The organism is Janthinobacterium sp. 344 (genome assembly GCF_900112025.1).
In the GTDB taxonomy this organism is placed as follows: Bacteria; Pseudomonadota; Gammaproteobacteria; order Burkholderiales; family Burkholderiaceae_D; genus Janthinobacterium.
In genome coordinates this window covers 327,872-349,709 of record NZ_FOKL01000005.1, presented here as the reverse complement: position 1 = coordinate 349,709, position 21,838 = coordinate 327,872, and the positions used below count along the sequence as shown (strand labels likewise).

General features: G+C 69.6%; 10 protein-coding genes. 6 read left to right on the top strand and 4 right to left on the bottom strand.

The window, feature by feature from the left end:
* Positions 1–16 precede the first annotated feature (16 nt).
* Positions 17–433 carry an SRPBCC family protein gene (locus BM193_RS15895; RefSeq protein WP_092797439.1) on the top strand — a complete coding sequence of 139 codons (417 nt, stop codon included), beginning with the start codon at positions 17–19 and terminating at the stop codon, positions 431–433.
* Between the two features lie 295 nt (positions 434–728).
* Positions 729–1,946, top strand: coding sequence for an MFS transporter (locus tag BM193_RS15890; RefSeq protein ID WP_368087082.1), 1,218 nt, complete (start codon positions 729–731; stop codon positions 1,944–1,946).
* 38 nt (positions 1,947–1,984) lie between these two features.
* Here the strand turns inward: BM193_RS15890 and BM193_RS15885 are convergent, their stop codons facing one another.
* From BM193_RS15885 to BM193_RS15870, 4 genes are all read right to left on the bottom strand, one after another.
* A complete protein-coding gene (locus BM193_RS15885) occupies positions 1,985–2,254 on the bottom strand; it encodes a hypothetical protein (RefSeq protein ID WP_092797437.1) in 270 nt (89 codons plus the stop codon).
* Between the two features lie 150 nt (positions 2,255–2,404).
* A complete protein-coding gene (locus BM193_RS15880; RefSeq protein ID WP_139176098.1) occupies positions 2,405–2,920 on the bottom strand; it encodes a hypothetical protein in 516 nt (171 codons plus the stop codon).
* A gap of 24 nt (positions 2,921–2,944) precedes the next feature.
* Positions 2,945–4,486 carry a hybrid sensor histidine kinase/response regulator gene (locus tag BM193_RS15875; protein WP_368087081.1) on the bottom strand — a complete coding sequence of 514 codons (1,542 nt, stop codon included), beginning with the start codon at positions 4,484–4,486 and terminating at the stop codon, positions 2,945–2,947.
* Positions 4,487–4,497: 11 nt separating this feature from the next.
* Positions 4,498–5,316 carry an alpha/beta fold hydrolase gene (locus tag BM193_RS15870; RefSeq protein ID WP_092797435.1) on the bottom strand — a complete coding sequence of 273 codons (819 nt, stop codon included), beginning with the start codon at positions 5,314–5,316 and terminating at the stop codon, positions 4,498–4,500.
* A gap of 1,410 nt (positions 5,317–6,726) precedes the next feature.
* Here BM193_RS15870 and BM193_RS15865 point away from each other — a divergent pair.
* Genes BM193_RS15865 through BM193_RS15850 form a run of 4 tightly spaced genes read left to right on the top strand, consistent with a single transcriptional unit; the run spans position 6,727 to position 21,785 of the window.
* Entirely contained in the window at positions 6,727–12,540 is a 5,814-nt protein-coding gene (locus tag BM193_RS15865) for a non-ribosomal peptide synthetase (RefSeq protein ID WP_175533309.1), read from the top strand.
* A 4-nt stretch (positions 12,541–12,544) separates the two neighbouring features.
* Complete coding sequence (locus BM193_RS15860) at positions 12,545–15,901, top strand: non-ribosomal peptide synthetase (RefSeq protein ID WP_092797433.1); 3,357 nt, start codon at positions 12,545–12,547, stop codon at positions 15,899–15,901.
* Positions 15,898–20,451 (top strand): non-ribosomal peptide synthetase, encoded by a 4,554-nt coding sequence (locus BM193_RS15855; protein WP_092797432.1) that lies wholly within the window; start codon positions 15,898–15,900, stop codon positions 20,449–20,451. The genes BM193_RS15860 and BM193_RS15855 overlap by 4 nt, the downstream gene beginning before the upstream one ends.
* Positions 20,448–21,785: an MFS transporter gene (locus BM193_RS15850; protein ID WP_175533308.1), complete on the top strand. Its 1,338-nt coding sequence runs from the start codon at positions 20,448–20,450 to the stop codon at positions 21,783–21,785. Before BM193_RS15855 ends, BM193_RS15850 begins: the two co-directional genes overlap by 4 nt.
* The last annotated feature ends 53 nt before the right edge of the window (positions 21,786–21,838 follow it).

Sequence of the window (21,838 nt, the reverse complement as noted above, 5' to 3'; positions counted from 1 at the left end):
AGACAAGGAATTCATCATGGCACACACCACCACCTCCATCGACATCGCCGCCACGCCGGCGCAGGTATGGCAACTGATCGGCGGCTTCAATGGCCTGCCCGACTGGCTGCCCTACATTCCCAGCAGCACCTTGAGCGCAGGGGGCCGCATCCGCCACCTGGCCAACCCGGCCGGCGACGTCATCGTCGAACAGCTGGAAGCGTATGACAACACGGCGCGCCGCTACAGCTATTCGATTCTGCAGGCGCCGTTTCCCGCCAGCGATTACCTGTCGACCCTGCAAGTGGAACCCATCGCCGGCAGCGAACACGCCCGGGTCACGTGGTCGGGCCGCTTCACGCCCGTGGGCGTGAGCGAGCAGGAAGTGACCGACTTGTTCCACGGCATCTATGTGGCGGGGTTGGAAGCGCTGCAGCAAACATTGTCGAACTAATACGCCAACGTGACCATTTCCGCCACAGCCGCGTTTTCTTCGCTCTCCCTGTGGCGGCCTGGCGCGCTTTCCGTGTTATCGTTAACAACAAGGGCTGTCGCGGCGGTGTGCAGTGCAGCAGATTTTAGCCATCGCCCAGCAGAGCTTGCCCGAATCTTTTACAATGTTGTCCTTGGGCAGTTGTTATAGCCCGAAAATACCGGCCAGCCGTCGACTCTGGTGGCGCATTGCCACTTCCGGCCGGGCCACAGCGCGCCTCTCCACCCAGTCACATCCTTACCCAACTAACAAGAACATGCACGCCTCCGCAGACCCATTGATTCCGCGCGTCACCGCGCCTTTTGGCGCTGGATACGCCGACCTGGCCCTGGCCATCGGCGGCCTCGCCATCGGCACGGGCGAATTCGCCTCCATGAGCATCCTGCCCGTGGTCGCCGACGACCTGGGCACGACCTTGCCGCAGATGAGCCACATGATCAGCGCCTACGCGCTGGGCGTGGTCATCGGCGCGCCCCTGATCACCATCTTCCTGGCGCGCATGCCGCGCCGCCTGATGCTCATCTGTTTGATGCTGATGTTCGCGGGCGGCAACTTGCTCAGCGCCATCGCGCCGAACTATGGCTTGCTCGTCGTGGCCCGCTTCGTGGCCGGCATCCCGCACGGCGCGTATTTCGGCGTGGCGGCCCTGGTGGCGGCCGCCCTGGCCGAACCGGACCGGCGCGGCCAGGCCGTCGCCCGCGTGCTCATGGGATTGACTGTCGCCAATATCTTCGGCGTGCCCCTGGCCACGTATATCGGCCAGACCCTGGGCTGGCGCTCGGCCTTTTTACTGGTCGCCGCGCTGGGCCTGCTGACCATGCTGATGGTGCGCATCTTCGTGCCCATGGTGGCCGCCGGCGATTCCAGCCCGCGCCGCGAGCTGGGCGTGTTCCGCCGCCTGCAAGTATGGCTGACCTTGCTGATGGTGGCGATCGGCTTCGGCGGCATGTTCGCCGTCTACACCTTCATCACGCCAACCTTGCTGGAAATCACGAAAGTCTCGCCCCTCGTCATTTCCATCCTGCTGGCCATCATCGGCATCGGCATGACGGTGGGTAATCTGATCGGCGGCTGGCTGGCCGACCGCTCGCGCCTGTGGACCATCTTCGGCGTGCTGCTGTGGAACGTGGCCGCCCTGGCCGCGTTTACCTATACCAGCAGCAATGTCTGGCTGACGGCCATCAACCTGTTCGCCATCGGCGCCGGCATCGCCGTCGCCCCGGCCGTGCAGACGCGCCTGATGGACGTGGCCGGCGACGCGCAGACGGTGGCCGCCGCCCTCAACCATTCCGCCTTCAACATCGCCAACGCCCTGGGCGCCTGGGCCGGCGGCATCGCCATCGCCATGGGCATGGGCTTGCGCTCGACGGGCTGGGTGGGCGCCATGCTGGCCTGCGGCGGCATCGTCGTGCTCGGCATTTCCGTGCTGGTGGAAAACCGCAGCCGCAACGTGGGCGGCGTGCAGCCCGCTTGAGGATTAATACGGCGGCGGGCCGCCAGGGCCGCCGCACTTTACGCGTCCACCCAGGCAAACAGCGCCTTGTCCGGCCCCGCGGCTCGATGCCAGGCTGACTGCGATTCCATCAGAAAGCCGGCCAGGTCGAAAGGATTGATCGCCGAACCTGCCCATGGCGCCATGCTCGACCACGCCACCGCGAGCCGGTTCAGTTCATCGGCCACCAGCCGCCCCAGCGCCTGCCCCACGTCAGCCCTGAAAACGTACAGATCGCGCCCCTCGATTCCTGCGGGCACGAGCGCAGGCGCCGCCGAGCCGGTCAGCAACTGCGCCAGGAACGCGAAATCGAGCGCCCCCCGGCAAGGTGATGCCGGTGACGGGGAAGGCCTCGACGGCCGCCGTCCAGCTGGCGCAGGCGCGCATGTCCGACGGGGAACAGACAAAGAGATCGACTTTTTTCATCTTATCTTCAAGCATCAGCCTACATCGTGCCCATTCGAGGCCGCGCGGGAATAGCGTTGTTCAAAATCGGCGACGCTGTCCGCTTCGGCCCACAAGCCGGCAATGTAATCGAACTCCATCTCGAACGGCGCCTCAAAATCGGCCACGTCCGTCGCATACTCGCAATTGCGGCTCAGCATGACCAGCCAGTCGGGGTAATCGAGCGCCCGGTACAGGCGGGTCAGGATGACATCGAGCGACGCCATGCTTTCGCGGCCCGCCAGGTAGGCGGCGCGCAATTCGACGATGAATTTTCCCGCCAGAAACTCGTCACTGAGCCGCTGCGCGCCCCGGTAGCGCTCGACGATGGCCTCGGCCAGCGGCAGCACCTCGTCAATGCCCCGGGCGCTGGCCAGCAGCACGATGTCCAGGTCGTCGCCTTCCTCATCCAGGCGCAGGCGTTCCACGGCCCAGTCCACGCAGCGGTCCGCCGGGCCAAAACCCAGGCGCAGCTGGAAAACGGCGATTGCCAATTCTGTCAGTTGTTCCATGTCGTTCATATACGAATGCCGGCCTCAGCTCGCCTGCAGCATCTTTTGCAGCACCGCATCGAGCTCATAAAAATCCACCGGCTTGGTCAGGTGCAAGTCAAAGCCCGCGTCGGACGCCATCTTGCGGTCCTTGTCCTGGCCCCAGCCCGTGACGGCCACGAGGATGGCGTGCTGGCCACAGGGCTCGCCGCGCAAGCGCCGCGCCACGTCGTAGCCGTTCATGTGCGGCAAGCCGATGTCGAGCAGGATCACGCGCGGCGTAAAAGCTTGCGCCGCCGCAATGCCAGCCGGGCCATCGTAGGCCGTGCGCACTTCATAACCGAGGATGTCGAGCGCCAGCGCCAGGCTTTCGGCCGCGTCGGCGCTGTCGTCGATGACGAGCACCTTGCCCTCGCGCGTGCCGGCCAGCAGGCGCCGGTCGACGGGCGCGGGCGCGGCCAGCGGCACGGCCGGCAGCGGCAGGCGCAATTCGAACGTGCTGCCCTGCCCCACGCCGTCGCTGCGCGCGCTGATGCTGCCGCCATGCAATTCGGCCAGGCCCCGCACGAGGGACAGGCCGATGCCCAGGCCGCCCTGGGCGCGCGACAGGGCCGGCTCCAGCTGCGAAAACATGTCGAAGACGGTGTCCAGGTGTTCCGGCGCGATGCCGATGCCCGAGTCGCGCACGGTGAGGTGCACGTCTTGCGCCGTGCACGCCACGTCCAGCCAGATGCTGCCGTTGACGGGCGTGTACTTGACGGCGTTTGTCAGGAGGTTGGAGACCATCTGCCCCAGGCGCGTGGCGTCCGCGTCGAGCCAGATGGCGTGCGGCCACTGCTCCACGTGCACCTTGTGGCCGGACTGGGCCGCAAGGGAGGCCACGCTGTGCAGCGCCGCTTCCACCACGGGCGCCAGTTCCACGCTGGCGCGGCGCAGTTCCAGCCGTCCCCGCGTGATGCGCGACACTTCCATCAGGTCATCGACCAGGTGCGTCATGTGGCCCAGTTGCCGGCCCAGCACGTCGCGTGCCCAGCACAGCTGCGGATCGTCCAGCTGCGCCAGGCGCAGCACTTCCAGCACATTGCGCAGGGGCGCCAGCGGATTGCGCAGCTCGTGCGCCAGGGTGGCCAGGAACTCGTCCTTGCGCCGGTCGGCCGCCGCCAGCTGCTCGTTGAGGATGCCCGCCTCGTTGCGCGCCAGTTGCAGCTGCTGCTCGTATTTGCGGCGGTCGCTGGCGACAAAGACGGCGATCTCGTCATAACGCACGCCCTCGTGTTCGCGCCGCACGGCGTTGAACAGCATGGGAATCGCCTGTCCCTGGCGCTGGCGCATGTCGAGCAGCACCTCCGAGACGCTGCCCTGCACCTGCATCAGCGGCAGCCAGTGCGTCTGGTGAAATACGCGCCCGCCGATGGTCAGCAAGTCCTGCAGCTTTTTCTTGCCCAGCAATTCACCGGCGCCATAGCCAAGCCAGCCGCAAAAGGTGGCGTTCGCCTGCAATATCGTGCCGTCGCTGGCGCACAGCAGCAAGCCGCAGGCGGCGTGCTGGAACAGGGTGTGGGCGTCAGGCAAGGAAGGCATGGACATGGCGTCGCGCATCACAGGTGCAGGCCATCGAGGAAGCGGCGGATGGCGCGGTAGCTGGCGTCGGGCGCGCTCATGTGCGGGCAGTGGCCGATGTTCTCCACCACCTGCAAGCTGCTGCGCGGCAGCATTTCGCGCAAATACTCGCCCACCGAGGTGGGGGCGATGAAGTCGTCGCTGCATTGCACGATCAGGGCGGGCGTGGTGTTGCGCGGCAGGATGGCACGGTGGTCGGATAGAAACGTTGCTTGCGCGAAATGCCGGGCGATGGCCGGGTCGCTACGGCAAAAGCTGCGCGCCAGGTCCTCGCCCAGCGCCGGCTGTCCCGGCGCGCCCATGATGGCGGGCGCCATCGTGGCGGCCCAGCCCAGGTAATTGCTGTCCATGGCGCTCAGCAGGTCATCGATGTCGGCGCGCGAAAAGCCGCCACGGTAGCCGGTGGCAGCGTCATCTATATAACAGGGCGACGGCGCCAGCATGACCTGCGCCGCGAACAGGCCGGGCGCGGCAACACTGGCCAGCAAGCCGCTCATGGCGCTGACGGAGTGGCCGATGCAGATCACGGGAGCATCGCCCGTGCCCGCCACGGAATCCACCACCGCCCGCAAGTCTTCGGCATGGCCGTCGAGCGTCGCATGGCGCCCCCTGTCGTAGGATGCCAGGTCCGACTGGCCGCTGCCCGCCAGGTCGAACAGCACGGTGCGGTAATGCTGGCGGAACTGCGGCTCCAGATAGCGCCACATCGTCTGGTCGCAGCCGAAACCGTGGGCAAACACCAGGGTTGCCGGCCCCTCGCCAGCGACGTGGACGTTGTTGCGATTGTGAATATGCATGCCTGCCCCGTTCATTGTTTCCGCAGATTGTTTCCGCAAAACTACATTTATTATCAACTTTGTACGCCAGAATACCCGAGCCCGCGACATTACGCCACCCTCGGCCCCCGCCACCATACCCGTTTCCGCCCAATACCGCCGTTCCCGCCAGCCGCGCCCGATCTCCCTGCCTCGCTATCGTTTTGATAGTCACTGGCATTTTATCCGGCGCCATAATACCCGCCACGTCCGCGCATATAATCGCCAGCCGTGCATCGGCGGCGCCGCCAGGTGCCATTATCGGCAATATGCCAAAAACTCACACATATACACACCATTCGCCATTCATTTAAACCTAAAGCATTTTTATGCGCAGATAAGCGTCAATTGAACAAAGTTAGGCGCCGCGACTTTTCATATGCATTCCCGCAGAATAAGCACATACCATACTTTTGATAGTCAATTTCTACCGAATCACATTAAATTATTTTATTTTCTTATATGTTTTCATTCTTTGCAGATTGCCATATAGGGGATTTCTTATATCGACAATCGATGATAAAGATGCCATTTTTTGTGAATATATGGAAATAACCTTTAATACTTAAGCAATTATTAAGATTGTAAAACTCAGTATGTTTTACGGCCCGGCGGATAGCGGACAAGGACGTATTTCTACGGCTTACACGGGGCAAGCGAGGCGATGCTGGCCAGGCTTGGCCGGGGCCGCCACCCAGATTAGCCCCTTGCGCAATAGCATATATGGCAACTTTCAATTATGACAGAACTATCAATGAATGTGACGGCGTTTTTTAACTTTTCTTCTGCCTTAATGACTATATACAATATTTTCCATGTTTTTGTTATTTACTAAAAATTACAGCTAGTTAACACCGTCGCATTGCCGCCACGAGCGTGGCCGCATGCCGTACCAGCATTGCCTTTCCACGCACGCCTCCTGGCTTGAAAATCCCATTCCTTCCCATTCATTGAACGTCGCCCGCAGCGGCCCGCGCCGCATTGCCGCTTGCACGGTGGCCGCTCAAAGCCCCTTCCGGCGGTGAAACCGCGCCCCGTCCGCGTGCACCCGCAGCGCCATCGACATATTCATCCAACGATATAAGCGCCATTTCCCGGCATTGTCCGGATTGCCGGAACAGCCTGGATCATGGCGCCCGCCCGCACGCACGAATAATCGAAAAATTGGCTAAAAAATCATTATTCAAACCAAGTGTTGTTATTAAGTTGAAAACACCAAGATGCCCTGGAAATGAAAAACCCGATGCTATATTCGCAACGCTGATTTCCCGCCCCGATGCCGTTCCAGCCGCTGGTACGGACCGGACTGATTCACTGCCTCACTTTTCGGTAACCACCATGGCTCTGACAGATTATTTCCACACTCTTCGGCATAGCCGCCAGGCAGGCGCCATGCCAATTGACGGCCTTTCCGCCCCTCTGACACAGGAGCAGGCCGATTTCTGGCGTCAGCATCTGCACGGCGCCCCCGCCCTGCTGGAATTGCCCGGCGTGCGCTCCCGGCCTGCACGCCAGAGCTGGCGCATCGGCAGCGTGCCCTTCGCCGTCGACGGCGATACCGCCGCACAGCTGCGGCGGCTGGCCAGGCACTTCGACGCGACGCCGCTGGCCGTGCTGTTGACGGCCTGGTCCGCTTTCCTGGCCCGCCTCAGCGGCCAGCAGGACCTGGTCGTCGGCACCGCGCAGCCCGATGCCGTCGCCCCGCTGCGCCTGCGCCTCGATGACGCCAGCACGGGCAACAGTCTGCTGGCGCAGGCCGCTGCCGCCCTGGCCATGGCGCAGCGCCACCCCGCGTGCCTGGCGCAGCTGGTCGAGACGCTGCAGCCGCCGCGCAGCGACAGCTTTCATCCCCTGTTCCAGGCCGTGCTGGCCTTTGGCGCCCACCCGGCGCAGGACACGCCGTTCGACCTGGCGCTGGTGCTCGATGATGCCGCCGGCGGCGGCTATGCGGGCCGGCTCGACTTCGCGCTGGACCTGTTCGACGCGGACGGCATCGCCGCCTGGGCGGACAACCTGCAACAACTGCTGCGCTCGCTTCTGGCCGACCCCGCCCTGCCGCTGGCGCAGCTGGACCTGCTGCCGCCCGCGCAGCGGCAACTGCTGCTGCACGACTGGAACGCCAGCGGCCTGGCCCTGGGCCCGCTGCGCAATGCGCACGACTTCATCGATGCCCAGGCGGCACGCACGCCGCAGCGCACGGCCATCGTGCATGGCGGAGACCGCGTCAGCTACGGCGAACTGGCGCGCCGCGCCGACGGCGTCGCCGCGCGGCTGCTGGCGCTGGGCGTGCAGCCGGGCGAGCTGGTCGGCCTGCACCTGCGCCGCGGACCGCAACTGGTGGCCGGCCTGATGGGCATCCTCAAGGCGGGCGCCGCCTACGTGCCGCTCGATCCCGCCTATCCGGCCGAGCGGCTGGCCTTCATGCTCGACGATTCGGGAGCGCGCCTGGTGCTGGGCGAGCGCGCGCTGCAGGCGCAGCTGCCCGCCGGCGCGCGCGCCTTCCTCGCCATCGACGACATCGCCGAACGCGCGACCGATGCGCCGGCCGTCAGCGTGACCGTCGATCCCGCCTCGCCCGCCTACGTGATCTACACGTCCGGCTCGACGGGCCGCCCCAAGGGCGTGCTGCTGCCGCACCGCGCGCTGGTGAATTTTTTCGGCGCCATGCTGCACCAGCCGGGCATGACGGCCGGCGACACCATCTGCGCCGTGACCACCCTGTCGTTCGACATCGCCGTGCTGGAACTGCTGCTGCCGTTCACCGTGGGCGCCACGGTGGCCATCGCCGACACGGCCACGGCCGCCGACGGCGTGGCGCTGGCCCGGCTGATCGACGCCTGCGGCGCCACGCTCGTGCAAGCCACGCCCGCCACCTGGCGCATGCTGCTCGACTCGGGCTGGAAGGGCCGCCAGGGCTTGCGCATCATCAGCGGCGGCGAACCGATGACGCGCGAGCTGGCCGACGGCCTGCTGGCGCGCGTGGCGCAGTTGTGGAACTTGTACGGTCCCACCGAGACGACGATTTATTCGACGGGCGAGCAGGTGCTGCGCGGCGATGGCCTGATCACCATCGGCAAGCCCGTCAGCAATACCCAGGTCTACCTGGTCGACCGCCACTTGCAGCCGGTGCCCGTGGGCGTGCCCGGCGAACTGCTGATCGGCGGGCTGGGAGTGGCCAGCGGCTACCATGCGCGGCCCGAGCTGACGGCGGAAAAATTCATCGCCGACCCGTTTTCCGGCGTGCCGGGCAGCCGCCTGTACCGCACGGGCGACCTGGTGCGCTGGACGCGCGACGGCCGGCTCGACATGCTGGGGCGCATCGACAACCAGGTCAAGCTGCGGGGCTTTCGCATCGAGCTCGGTGAAATCGAGGCCGTGCTGGCCAGCCATCCGGCCTGCCGCCAGGCCGTCGTGGTGTGCCGCGAAGACCGTCCCGGCGACAAGCGCCTGGCCGCCTACGTGCGCGCCGATGCCAGCCACATGACGCCGGCCGATGGCGCGGCCTTCATCGCCAGCCTGCGCGCGCAGCTGGCGCAAGCCGTGCCGGCCTACATGGTGCCGCCCGCCTTCGTGCTGCTGGAGCGCTTCCCCATGACACCGAACGGCAAGGTGGACCGCCGCGCCCTGCCTGTGCCCGGCCGCGCCGCCCTGTCCGGGCGCCAGGTGGAGGCGCCGGTGGGCTTGCAGGAAATGCTGGTGGCGCGCCTGTGGCGCGAGCTGCTGGGACTGGAACAGGTGGGCCGGCATGACGATTTCTTCGAGCTGGGCGGCCATTCGCTGCTGGCCGGCCAGCTGGTGTCGCGCCTGCGCCAGTCCAGCGGCACGGCGCTGACCCTGGGCCAGCTGTTCGGCGCGCCCACGGTGGCCGGCCTGGCCGCCATCCTCGACAGCGCCCCCGCCGGCGCCGTCCCGCCCCCGCTGTCGGCGCAGGCGACACCGGATGGCGGCAAGGTGGCGCTGTCGTACACGCAGCAGCGCCTGTGGTTCCTGAACCAGCTCGACGCCGCCGCCGGCGCCGCCTACCACATGCCCGTGGCGTGGCGCCTGCGCGGGCCCCTGCAAGCGGGTGCGCTGCGCCTGGCGCTCGACGCCCTGCCGCGGCGCCACGCCATCCTGCGCACGCATTTCGGCGCCAGCGACGGCGTGCCGCACCAGGTGGCGGGCGCGCCGTTCGCCTTCCCCCTGCGCCAGGAAGACCTGTCGGCGCTGGCCCCGGCGCAGCGCGAGGCGGCCGCCCAGGCCCTGTGCGCGGAGGAAATCGCGCGCCCCTTCGACCTGGCGCGCGGCCCGCTGCTGCGCGCCCTGCTGCTGCGCGTATCGGCGGATGAACACACGCTGCTGCTGGTGCAGCACCACATCATCAGCGACGGCTGGTCGCTGGGCATCCTGTGCGGCGAACTGGCGGCGCTGTATGCGGCCTTCAGCGCAAACCTGCCCGACCCGCTGCCGCCGCCCGCGCTGCAGTACGCCGACTACGCGCGCTGGCAGCGCCACGCCGCGCACGCGGCGCCGCTGCAGGCGCAGCAGGCATATTGGCGCGCGCAGCTGGACGGCGCGCCGGCGCTGCTGGCGCTGCCGCTCGACCATCCCCGTCCCGCGCGCCAGAGCTACCGGGGCGCGCGCCTGCCCATCGCCCTGGAGGCGCCGCTGGCCGATGCGCTGCGCCGGCTCAGCGCCCGCCACGGCGCCACCCTGTTCATGACCCTGCTCGCGGGCTGGAGCGCGCTGCTTGCGCGCCTGGGCGGCCAGGACGACATCGTCATCGGCACGCCCGTCGCCAACCGTCCGCTGCCCGAACTCGAGGCGCTGCCGGGCTTTTTCGTCAACACCCTGGCCCTGCGCGTGCGCCTGCACGGCGACCCCACGGTGGCCGCACTGCTGGCGCGCATCCGCGCCACGGCGCTGGCCGCGTACGAACACCAGGACCTGCCGCTGGACCAGGTGGTCGATGCCGTCAAGCCCGTGCGCAGCCTGGCCTACAGCCCCCTGTTCCAGAGCGTCATGGCGCTCAACAACACGCCGGCGCCGGACGCGCACGACGCCCTGTTCGATCCCCGTCCGCTGCCGCTGCCCCAGGCCAGCACGCATTTCGACCTGTCGCTGCTGCTCGACGACGATGGCCGGCAGGTGGCGGGCCATATCGAATATGCGAGCGACCTGTTCGACCATGACGGCATCGCGCGCCTGGCCGCCAGCCTGCAGGCCGTGCTGGCGGCCATGGCCGCCGACGAACACCAGGCCCTCAGCCGCCTGCCGCTGATGGATGCGGCGGCGCGCCGGCAAGTGCTGCTCGACTTCAACCGCGGCACGGTGGCGCCGACCTGCCAGGGCAGCGTGCATGCGCTGTTCGAACAGCAGGCGGCGCGCACGCCGCAGGCGCCGGCCCTGCGCCATGGCGCGCGCAGCCTGAGCTACGCCGCCCTCGATGCGCAGGCCAACCGCCAGGCGCATGCGCTGCTGGCGGCCGGCGTGCAGCCGGGCCAGCGCGTGCTGGTGCTGCTCGAGCGCAGCGACGCGCTGGTGTCGACCTTGCTGGCCATCCTGAAGGCGGGCGCCGCGTACGTGCCGGTGGAAGCGAACTGCCCGCCGCAGCGCCTGGCGCATATCCTGGCCGACGCCGCGCCCGCGCTGGTGGTCAGCAGCGCCGCGCTGGCGGGCCGCCTGCCGGCCGGCGCTCCGCCGCTGCTGCTGGTGGAGACGGGCGCGCAACCGGCGCCGGGCCTGCCGGAAACGACGCCTGGCGTGAGCGGCATCGACGGGGCAGCGCTGGCCTACGTCATGTACACCTCGGGATCGACGGGCATGCCCAAGGGCGTGATGGTCGAGCACCGCAACATCGTGCGCCTGGCCGTCGACAGCGGCTTCGCCCCTCTGACAAGCGGCGACCGCGTGGCCCACTGCGCCAACCCGGCGTTCGATGCGGCCACCTGGGAGCTGTGGGCGCCGCTGCTGAACGGCGCCTCGGTGCTGGTGATCGAGCACGACACCGTGCTCGATCCCGCGCGCTTCAACCGCGCGCTGGCGGACGGCGGCGTGACGGCCCTGTGGCTGACGGCGGGCCTGTTCCACGAATACGCGGACGCGCTGGAAGAAGCGTTCGCCGGCCTGCGCTGGCTGCTGGCCGGCGGCGACGTGCTCGATCCGCAGGTGGTGGCGCGCGTGATGGGCAAGGCGCGCCCGCCGCGCCATCTGCTCAACGGCTACGGCCCCACCGAGACGACCACGTTCGCCACCACGTATGCCGTGACGGGCGCGCCGCACGAGGCGCGGGCCATTCCCATCGGCCGGCCGATCGGCAACACGCAGGTGTACCTGCTCGATCCCCTGGGCCAGCCCGTGCCCGTGGGCGTGCCCGGCGAGCTCCACATCGGCGGCGACGGCGTGGCGCGCGGCTATTTGAACCTGCCGCGGCACAGCGCCGAGCGCTTCATCGCCGACCCGTTCTCGCAACAGCCGGGCGCGCGCCTGTACCGCAGCGGCGACCTGGGCAAATGGCGTGCCGACGGCAGCATCGAATTTGCCGGCCGCAACGACTTCCAGGTGAAGATCCGCGGCTACCGCATCGAGCCGGGCGAGATCGAAGCGCGGCTGGCCGCCTGCGCCGGCGTGCGCGAGGCGCTGGTGCTGGCGCGCGAGGACAGCCCCGGCGACAAGCGCCTGGTGGCCTACCTGACGGCGAAGGATGGCTTCGAGGTGGCGGCCGCGCGCGAAGCGCTGCGCGCCCAGCTGCCCGCCTACATGCTGCCATCGGCGTTCGTCGTGCTGGAACGCTGGCCGCTGAACGCCAACGGCAAGGTGGACCGCCATGCCTTGCCCGACCCGGCCGACGTGGCCGCGCCGGCGGCCGCCGCCGCGCCCCTGTCGGCCGAGCAGGAAGTGCTGGCGCAGCTGTGGCGTCCCCTGCTGCGCCTGGCCAGCGTGGGGCCGGAAGACAGCTTTTTCGACGTCGGCGGCAATTCGCTGCTGGCGACGCGGCTGGTGGCGCGCATCGGCCAGCACTACGCCATCGATTTTCCGCTGCGCGCCGTGTTTGACGCGCCGCGGCTGGCGCAGATGGCCGACGCCATCGCCCTGCAGCTGGCCAGCCAGCATGCCGACGCGCTCGACGAACTCCTGAAACAACTTGACAACCTGAGCGACGAACAGGCCAGCGCGCAATTGCAGCACGCGCCCGCGCCTGTCGGCGGCTCGCCTATCCTGGGATGATGACATGACCGATTTGAACCAACGCCTGGCCGGCCTCTCGCCGGAAAAACGCGCGCTGCTGATGCAGCAGCTGAGCAAGCAGACGGCGCCCGCCGCGCGCAGGGAGATCACGCGCCAGCCACGGCCCGCGCGCATTCCCGTCTCGCATGCGCAGAACCGCCTGTGGTTCCTGGAACAGATGGACCCGAATTCGGCCACCTACAACGTGCCGTCGGCGATGTGGATGCGCGGCCGGCCCGACTGCGCCATCCTGCAGCGCAGCCTCGACGAGATCGTGCGCCGCCATGAGGTGCTGCGCACGGCCATCGTCACGGACGACATCGGCCCGCAGCAGCGCATTTTGCCGCCGGCGCCCGTGCCGCTGCGGCGCGTCAGCCTGGAGCACCTGCCGGCGGCGCAGCGGCGCGAGGAAGCGGCCGCGCTGGCGCAGCAGGAGGCCGGCACGCCGTTCAACTTCAGCACGGGGCCGCTGCTGCGCGCGCTGCTCATCAGCCTGGACGAGGAACAGCACCTGTTCGTGCTGAACGGCCACCACATCGCGCTCGACGGCTGGTCCTACACCATCATCTACACGGAACTGTGCCAGCTGTACGACGCCTATTGCGCCGGAAAACCTTCGCCGCTGGCCGAGGTGCCGCTGCAGTACGCCGACTACACGCTGTGGCAGAACGCGCTGCTCGACGACGAGGGCGAGACCATGCGCAAGCAGTTCGCCTACTGGCAGCAGCGCCTGGTGAGCCACCCGCCCGTGCTGGAGCTGCCGGGCGACCGTCCCCGTCCGGCGCAGCAGAGCCGGCGCGGCGCGGCCTCCGTGCACCGCCTCGACCCGACCCTGTACGACGGCTTGAAGCGCCTGAGCCGCCAGGAGGGCGCGACGCCGTTCATGGTGTTTGCCACGGCCTTCAAGGCGCTGCTGGCGCGCTACACGGGCCAGCTCGACCTCGTCATCGGCATGGGCGTGGCGAACCGCCCGCGCCAGGAGCTCGAGGCGCTGGTGGGCTTTTTCGCCAATACCCTGGCGCTGCGCACGGACCTGACGGGCGACCCCACCTTCCGCGAACTGCTGGCGCGCGTCAAGGATGGCACGCTGGGCGCGTATGCGCACCAGGACATGCCCGTCGAACGCCTGCTCGACGTGCTGAAGATCGACCGCTCGCTGAGCCACTCGCCGCTGTTCCAGGTGATGCTGTTCTTCCAGAACTTCCCGTCCGAGGAAATCCGCCTGCACGGACTGGTGCTGTCGCCGATCGAACCGGGCGTCATCTCGTCGGGCACCTCGCGCGTCGACCTGACCCTGTTCGCCAGCGAGGAAAACAATGGCCTGGCCATGTACATCGAGTACGCGACCGACCTGTTCGACGCGACCACCATCGCCGCCATGGCCGGCCACCTGCAGCAGCTGCTGCAAAGCGCGCTGGGCGACCCGGACCGCCGCCTGTCGGAACTGGAGCTGCTCACGCCGGCCGAACGGCGCAGCGTGCTGCACGACTGGAACGATACGGCGCGCGCGCTGCCGGCCGGCGGCGCCGTGACGGCGCATGCGCTGTTCGAGGCGCAGGCGGCGCGCACGCCGCAGGCCATCGCGCTGTCGCACCTGGGACGCGAACTCAGTTACGCGGAACTGGACCAGCGCGCCGATGCGCTGGCGCGCCACCTGCTGGCGCGCGGCGTGCAGCCGGGCGAGCTGGTGGGACTGTTCGTCAAGCGCTCGCCCGACATGCTGGTGGCGCTGCTGGGCATCCTCAAGGCGGGCGCCGCCTACGTGCCGCTCGACCCGATCTACCCGGCCGAGCGCATCGCCTTCATGCTCGACGACGCGCAGACGCGCTATGTGGTGACGCAGCGCGCGCTGGCGCCGCTGCTGCCGGCCAGCGGCCCGGCCCTGGTGCTGCTGGAAGAGGCGCGCCTGAACGAAGTGGCGCCGCCGGCGCCCGTGGCGGCCGGCGAGACGGCATACGTGATCTACACCTCCGGCTCCACGGGGCGGCCCAAGGGCGTGCGCCTGCCGCACAGCGCCGTCGTCAACTTCCTGCTGGCGATGATGGAACGGCCCGGCATCACGGCCGCCGACCGCCTGTGCGCCGTCACCACCCTGTCGTTCGACATCGCCGTGCTGGAATTGCTGCTGCCGCTGGCGGTGGGCGCGCGCATCGAGATCGCAGACCCGGCCACGGCGGCCGACGGCATGGAACTGGCGCGCCTGCTCGACAGCGCGCAGGCCAGCATGCTGCAGGCGACGCCCGCCACCTGGCGCATGCTGCTCGACGCGGGCTGGCAAAGCCGTCCCGGCATGGCCATGCTGTGCGGCGGCGAGGCGCTGAGCCGCGAACTGGCCGACCGCCTGCTGGCCGGCGGCGGCGCCTTGTGGAATATGTACGGCCCCACGGAAACGACGATCTGGTCGAGCGTGGAAAAAATCGAGGCGGACGGCGCGCCCATCGCCATCGGCCGCCCCATCGCCAATACGCGCCTGTACGTGGCCGATGCCTTCCTGCAGCCGCTGCCGCCCGGCATCCCCGGCGAACTGCTGATCGGCGGCGCCGGCGTGGCGCAGGGCTACCACGCGCGGCCCGAGCTGACGGCGGAAAAATTCCTCGCCGACCCGCATTCGCCGGAGCCGGGCGCGCGCCTGTACCGCACGGGCGACCTGGCGCGCTGGAGCCGCGACGGCAACATGGAGGTGCTGGGCCGCATCGACAACCAGGTCAAGCTGCGCGGCTACCGCATCGAACTGGGCGAGATCGAAGCCGTGCTGGCGGAACAGCCGGGCGTGCGCCAGGCCGTCGTCATCTGCCGCGAAGACCGTCCCGGCGACAAGCGCCTGGTGGCGTATCTGCTGTCCCACGCGGACCAGGTGCTGCAGGCGGCGGCCCTGCGCGACGCCATCGCGCCGCAGCTGCCCGACTACATGCTGCCCTCGGCCTACGTGATGCTGGACCAGCTGCCGATGACGCCGAACGGCAAGGTCGACCGCAACGCCCTGCCCGTGCCCGACATCGAGGCGGCGCCCGGCGACAGCTATGTCGCGCCGCGCAACGCCGACGAGGAACTGCTCTGCGGCCTGTGGCAGGAGGTCCTGGGCCTCGAACGGGTGGGCATCGAGGACAACTTCTTCAAGCTGGGCGGCCACTCGCTGCTGGCCACGCAGCTGGTGATGCGCGCGCAAAAGGCGTTTGGCGGCGAACTCAGTCTGCGCCTGCTGTTCGAGGCGCCCACTGTGGCGGCTTTCGGCGCGGCGCTGATGCGCAATCGCCTCGACAGCGTGGATGCGGGCGACCTGGCCAGCATGCTGGACCAGCTCGAAGGCCTCTCGGACGACAACATCGAAGCGCTGCTGGGCGGCGCACTGGAAAATACATGAGCCACTCCCCTCTTCACGACGACCCGCGCCTGGCGCGGCTCACGCCGCAGCAACTGGCCCTGCTGCGCCAGCGCCTGGCCGCGCAGGCCGCGCCGCAGGTCTCCCTGGCCGACGCCGTGCGCGCCCTGCCGCCGCTGGCCGAAGGCACGCCGCTGCCCCAGTCGCCGGCGCAGCAGCGCATGTGGTTCTTCGAACGGCTGCAGCCGGGCACGGGCGCCTATCACCTGTACCAGCACTGCCGCCTGAGCGGCGCGCTCGATGCCGCCGCGCTGGAAGCGGCGTTCGCCGCCATCGTGGCGCGCCACGCGGCGCTGCGCACGGGCTTTGGCGAAGAAGGCGGCCAGCCGCTGCAGACGGTGGCGGCGCGCGCGCCCTTCACCGTGCAGCGCCTGGACCTGTCGCACCTGGATTTCGCCGCCGCGCAGGCGGCCGCGCTGGACCACGCGGGCGCCGAGACGCAGCGCCCGTTCGACCTGGCCCGCCCGCCGCTGCTGCGCGCCAGCCTGGTGACGCTGGCGCCGCAGGAATACGCGCTGGTGGTGGTGCTGCACCATATCATCGCCGACGCCTGGTCGATCAACGTGCTGTATGGCGAGCTGCAAGCGCTGTACCGCGCGCATGCCGCCGGCGCGCCGTCGCCGCTGGACGTCCTGCCGCCGCTGCCGCTGGCCTTTCCCGACATCGTGCGCTGGCAGGCGTCGCCGCCGCGCCAGGCCGCGCTGGCGCGCCAGGTGGCGTTCTGGCACCAGGCCCTGGCCGGCAGCAGCGGCTTGCTGGAATTGCCGGCCGACGCGCCGCGCGGCCCCAGCCTGTCGCCGATCGGCGAGCGCCACGGCTTTGACGTGCCGCCGGCGCTGTCGCAGGCCGTCAAGGCCCTGGCGCAGGCCGAGGGCGCGACCCTCTTCATGGCGCTGCTGTCGGCCTTCCAGGTGCTGCTGGCGCGCCTGGCCAACCAGGACGACGTGGTGGTCGGCACCCCGGTCGCCAACCGCGGCGCGGCCGAGTGCGAGCCGCTGATCGGCCTGTTCGTCAATACCCTGGCCCTGCGCGCGGACCTGTCCGACGATCCCCCGTTTACCGCCCTGCTGGCGCGCAACCGCCAGCACTTCCTCGACGCCCTGGCGCATGCGGAGGCGCCATTGGAGCGCATCGTCGACGGCTTGCAGATCGAGCGCGTGCCGGGCCGCGGCACCCTGTTCCAGACCATGTTCGTGCTGCAGGCGCCCGCCGCCAGCGCCAGCCCCGAAGAAGCGCAGGCGGCCTGGCACGGCCTGCGTCCCGGCCCGTTCGAGCCGCCGTTCAAGGCGGCCCGCTTCGAGATCACCCTGTCGATGGTGGAAATCGACGGCGCCCTGTCCGGCGTCATCGACTACAGCGTGGCCCTGTTCGAGGCAAGCACCATCGCCCGCATGGCGGAACAGTTCACGCAGCTGCTGGCGGCCATCGTGCAGGCGCCCGCCACGCCAGTGTCGCGCCTGGCCCTGCTGCCGGCAGCGCAGCGGGCGCAATTGCTGGCCCTGGGCGACGGCGGCGCGCCCCTTGGCGCGGAAGGCTTGCCGGAAGGGGGCCTGCATGCGCTGCTGGCGCGCCAGGCCGCCCGCGCACCGCAGGCCGTCGCCATCGCCGATGACCATGTCGAGCTGCGCTACGGCGAACTGCTGGCGGCCGTGCATGCGCTGGCCGCGCGGCTGCAGGCGGCGGGCGCGCGGCCGGGCAGCCACGTGGCGCTGCTGGCCGACCGCTCGGCAGACGCCCTGGCGGGCCTGCTCGCCATCGTCGCCACGGGCGCCGCCTACGTGCCGCTCGATCCCGCGCTGCCCGAGGCGCGCCTGCGCTTCATGCTGGACGACGCGGGGGCCATCGCCATCGTCGCGCCGCCCGCGCTGTCCGCGCAGGCGCGCGACCTGGCAAATGGCCTGCCCGTGCTGGCCACCGATGCGCCGGCGGACGCCGCGCCTTTTGTCCCGCCCGCCATCGATGGCGCCACGCCCGCCTACCTGATCTACACGTCCGGCTCCACGGGCACGCCGAAAGGCGTGGGCGTCAGCCAGGCCAATGTGCTGCACCTGCTGCACGCTTTTACTCAAGTCCACGACCTGGCCGGCCAGCGCGTGCTGATGATCCCGCCGCTGCAATTCGACGCCTCCGTGGGCGACATCTTCCCCGTGCTGGCCTGTGGCGCCACCCTGGTGCTGCACGGCGCGCCGAACCAGCTGGGCGCCGTGCAGCTGCAAGCGTATTGCGCGCGCCACGCCGTCACGGCCATCGACGCGCCGGCCGCCCTGTGGCGCCGCTGGACGGACGCCTTCGACAGCGCCGGTAATGCCACGGGCAGCGTGCTGCCCGGCCTGCGCCTGATGATGTTCGGCGGCGAAGCCGTGCCCGTGGAGCAGGTGCGCCGCTTCGCCCGCCTGACGGGCAAGCGCGTGCGCCTGGTCAACCATTACGGCCCCACCGAGGCCAGCGTCTGCGCCACCACGTTTTCCACCGTGGATGGCGCGGGCCTGGAAGGCAGCGACCTGCCCATCGGCCAGCCGCTGCCCGGCGTGCGCGCCTATGTGCTGGACCGCCATTTGCAGCTGGCGCCGCGCGGCGTGGCGGGCGAACTGGCCATCGGCGGCGCCGGCGTGACGGCCGGCTACCGCCATGCGCCCGAGCTGACGGCCGAACGCTTCGTCGCCGATCCCTACTGCGGGCAGGAGCATGGACGCCTGTACCGCAGCGGCGACCTGGCGCGCTGGAACAGCGACGGCAGCCTGCAATTCCTGGGCCGGCGCGACCATCAGGTCAAGCTGCGCGGCGTGCGCATCGAACTGGGCGAAGTGGAAAGCGCGCTGCTGGCCTGCGACGGCGTGCAGGCGGCCGTCGCCACGGTGCTGGAAGTGGCGCCCGGCGACAAGCGCCTGGTGGCGTATTTTGTCGGCCCCGGCGTGACGGGCGCCGCCCTGCGCGCCGAACTGGCCGCGCGCCTGCCCGACGCCATGCTGCCGGCCATCTTCGAGCACCTGCAGGCGCTGCCGCTGAGCGCCAACGGCAAGATCGACCGGCGCGCCCTGCCCGCCCCCACGCAGGCGCTGCAGCACCTGGAAACGCGCCGCATCGTGGCGCCGGCAAGCAGCACGGAACAGCGCATGCTGGCCGTCTGGCAGGAACTGCTGGGCCGCGAGGGCCTGAGCACGGACGATGAGTTCTTCAGCGCCGGCGGCGACTCCCTGCTGACCCTGCCCCTGGTATTCCAGCTGCAGCGCGCCTTCGGCGTCGAAGTGCCGCTAACGGCCGTGTTTTCCGCGCCCAGCATCGCCGCGCTGTCGCGCGTGGTGGACGACCTGCTGGCCGGCGTCGCCGCGCCGGAGCTCGACCTGGCGGCGCAAGCCGTGCTGCCGCCCGACATCGACGCGGCGCGCGCGGCCCCGCGCCGGGCCGGCGCGCCGCGCGCCATCCTCGTCACGGGCGCCACGGGCTTCCTCGGCGCCTGGCTGCTGCGCGACCTGCTCGACGCCAGCGCGGCGCAGCTGCTGTGCCTGGTGCGCGCCGACGACGCCGCCGACGGCGCGCGGCGCCTGCGCGCCAACCTGCAGCACTACGGGCTGTGGCAGGAACGCTATGCGGCGCGCCTGACGCCGCTGCCGGGCGACCTGGCCGCGCCGCGCCTGGGCTTGACGGACGACGACTACGCCAGCGTGGCCAGCGGGGCCGACGCCATCGTGCACAACGGCGGGCAAGTCAACTTCCTGGCGCCGTATGCCAGCCTGGCGCCGGCCAACGTGGGCGGCACCATGGAGGTGCTGCGCCTGGCCACCACGGGCGCGCTGAAAGCCGTGCACATGGTCTCGACCCTGGGCGTGTATGTCAGCGCGGACTACCTTGGCGCCAGCGTGCGCGAAAGCGACGCGCCGCCCACGGCCGCCAGCCAGCAAGGCGGCTATAACCAGAGCAAGTGGGTGGCGGAACAGCTGGCCCTGGCGGCGCGCGCGCGCGGCGTGCCCGTGGCGCTGTACCGGCCGGCCCGCATCACGGGCGACAGCGGCAGCGGCAGCGCCAACCTGGGCGACTACTTCAGCGCCTGGGTCAAGGGCTGCGCGCAACTGGGCATGGTGCCCGACATCGCCGGCGCCAGCTACGACATGGCGCCCGTCGATCACGTCAGCGCCGTCATCGCCCGCCGCGTGCTGGCGGATGATGGCGCCGGCGGCACCTGGCACTTCCTCAATCCCGCGCACCTGCCGACCAGCGCCCTGGCGGACGGCCTGCGCGCGGCCGGCCACCCGGTGCGCCTCGCCGACTACGCCGCCTGGCGCGACGCCTTGCAGCGGGCGGTGGCCGGCGGCGAAGACAACGCGCTGGCCAGCTTCGCCGCGCTGTTCCCGGAGCAGGCCGACGCGCGCGAGCCGGGCTTCGACTGCGGCGCCACGGAGCGCATGGCCGCCGCCCTGGGCCACGTCTGTCCGCCGGCAGACGGCGCCCTGTTCGCCACCTACCTCGCCTACATGCAGCGGCAGGGCTACCTGCCCGACGCGGGCGCCACACCACAAGAAAGGGCATGCGCATGAACACGTCCACTCGCCGCTATGCGGGCCTGCGCGACTTTTTACTGATCTGGTTCGGCCAGATGACGTCGGGCATCGGCTCGCGCCTGTCCAGCTTTGCGCTGGGCATCTGGGTCTTGCGCACGACGGGGTCGACCACCCAGTTCGCGCTGATCTTCGTCGCCATGGCCGTGCCGGCCCTGCTGATCGCGCCGTTCGCCGGCGCCCTCGTCGACCGCTGGGACCGGCGCCGCATCATGCTGTGCTGCGACATCGTCTCGGCCAGCGCCCAGCTGGTGCTGGCGGGCCTGCTGATGCACAGCCAGCTGGCCATCTGGCACATCTACCTGTGCGTGGGCGCCACGGCGCTGGCCAACGCCTTCCACGGCCCCGCCTATGCGTCGAGCATCCCGCTGCTGGTGCCGCACGGCCAGCTGAGCCGGGTCAATGGCCTGGTGCAGACGGGCGGCGCCATCGCCCAGGTGGCCGGCCCGCTGCTGGCCGGCGTGCTGGTGAGCCTGATCAGCCTGCCCGGCGTGCTGCTGATCGACGCCCTGTCGTTCGTCGCCGCCTTCATCGCCATGCTGATGGCGCGCATCCCGCGGCCGCCGCGCAGCCAGCACAGCGAGGGCCACAGCCTGTGGCGCGAGGCGGCGACGGGCTGGCGCTATGTGCGCGAGCGCAACAGCCTGTTCGGCCTGCTGCTGGTGTTCGGCACCTGCAATTTCCTGTTCGGCATCGCCGCCATCACCATCACGCCGCTGGTGCTGTCGATGGCCGATCCGGCCCTGCTGGGCGTGCAGATGTCGATCGGCGGCGCGGGCCTGCTGCTGGGCGGCGTGCTGATGGCGGCCTCGGGCGGCATGAAGAAGCGCATCAACGGCGTGCTGGGCTTTTCCCTGCTGGCGGGCCTGGCGCTGGCCGCGCACGGCCTGGCGCCATCGTTCGTGCTGGTGACGGCGGCCGGCTTCGTGTTCTTCCTGACGCTGCCCGTGATCAGCGCCTCGAACGATTCGCTGTGGCAAAGCAAGGTGCCGCCCGGCCTGCAGGGGCGCTGCTTCGCCATCCAGCGCGTGCTGTCGGAAGCGGCCATGCCCGTCGGCTACTGCCTGGCGGGGCCGCTGGCCGAACACGTCTTCGAGCCGCTGCTGATGCCCGGCGGCGCGCTGGCCGGCTCCATCGGCCAGCTGATCGGCACGGGCGCGGGGCGCGGCATGGGCCTGATGTTCATCGTGCTGGGACTGGCGATGAGCCTGGTCGCCATGCTGGCCTACAGCATCCCCGCCCTGCGCCGCGCCGACGAGCTGCCCGACGCCTGGACCCAGCCTCCGCCCGAAGGGGACGCGCAGCCCGCCTGATTCTTTCCCCGTAGTACCAAGCTGAATGAAAAAGCGCTGCCACGCAGCGTTGT

Bases quoted from the DNA above. Each gene is read 5' to 3' on its own strand.
- BM193_RS15870 (WP_092797435.1), bottom strand. From the start codon at position 5,316: ATGCATATTCACAATCGCAACAACGTCCACGTCGCTGGCGAGGGGCCG.
- BM193_RS15850 (WP_175533308.1), top strand. From the start codon at position 20,448: ATGAACACGTCCACTCGCCGCTATGCGGGCCTGCGCGACTTTTTACTG.
- BM193_RS15860 (WP_092797433.1), top strand. From the start codon at position 12,545: ATGACCGATTTGAACCAACGCCTGGCCGGCCTCTCGCCGGAAAAACGC.
- BM193_RS15865 (WP_175533309.1), top strand. From the start codon at position 6,727: ATGCCAATTGACGGCCTTTCCGCCCCTCTGACACAGGAGCAGGCCGAT.
- BM193_RS15895 (WP_092797439.1), top strand. From the start codon at position 17: ATGGCACACACCACCACCTCCATCGACATCGCCGCCACGCCGGCGCAG.
- BM193_RS15855 (WP_092797432.1), top strand. From the start codon at position 15,898: ATGAGCCACTCCCCTCTTCACGACGACCCGCGCCTGGCGCGGCTCACG.
- BM193_RS15875 (WP_368087081.1), bottom strand. From the start codon at position 4,486: ATGTCCATGCCTTCCTTGCCTGACGCCCACACCCTGTTCCAGCACGCC.
- BM193_RS15880 (WP_139176098.1), bottom strand. From the start codon at position 2,920: ATGGAACAACTGACAGAATTGGCAATCGCCGTTTTCCAGCTGCGCCTG.
- BM193_RS15890 (WP_368087082.1), top strand. From the start codon at position 729: ATGCACGCCTCCGCAGACCCATTGATTCCGCGCGTCACCGCGCCTTTT.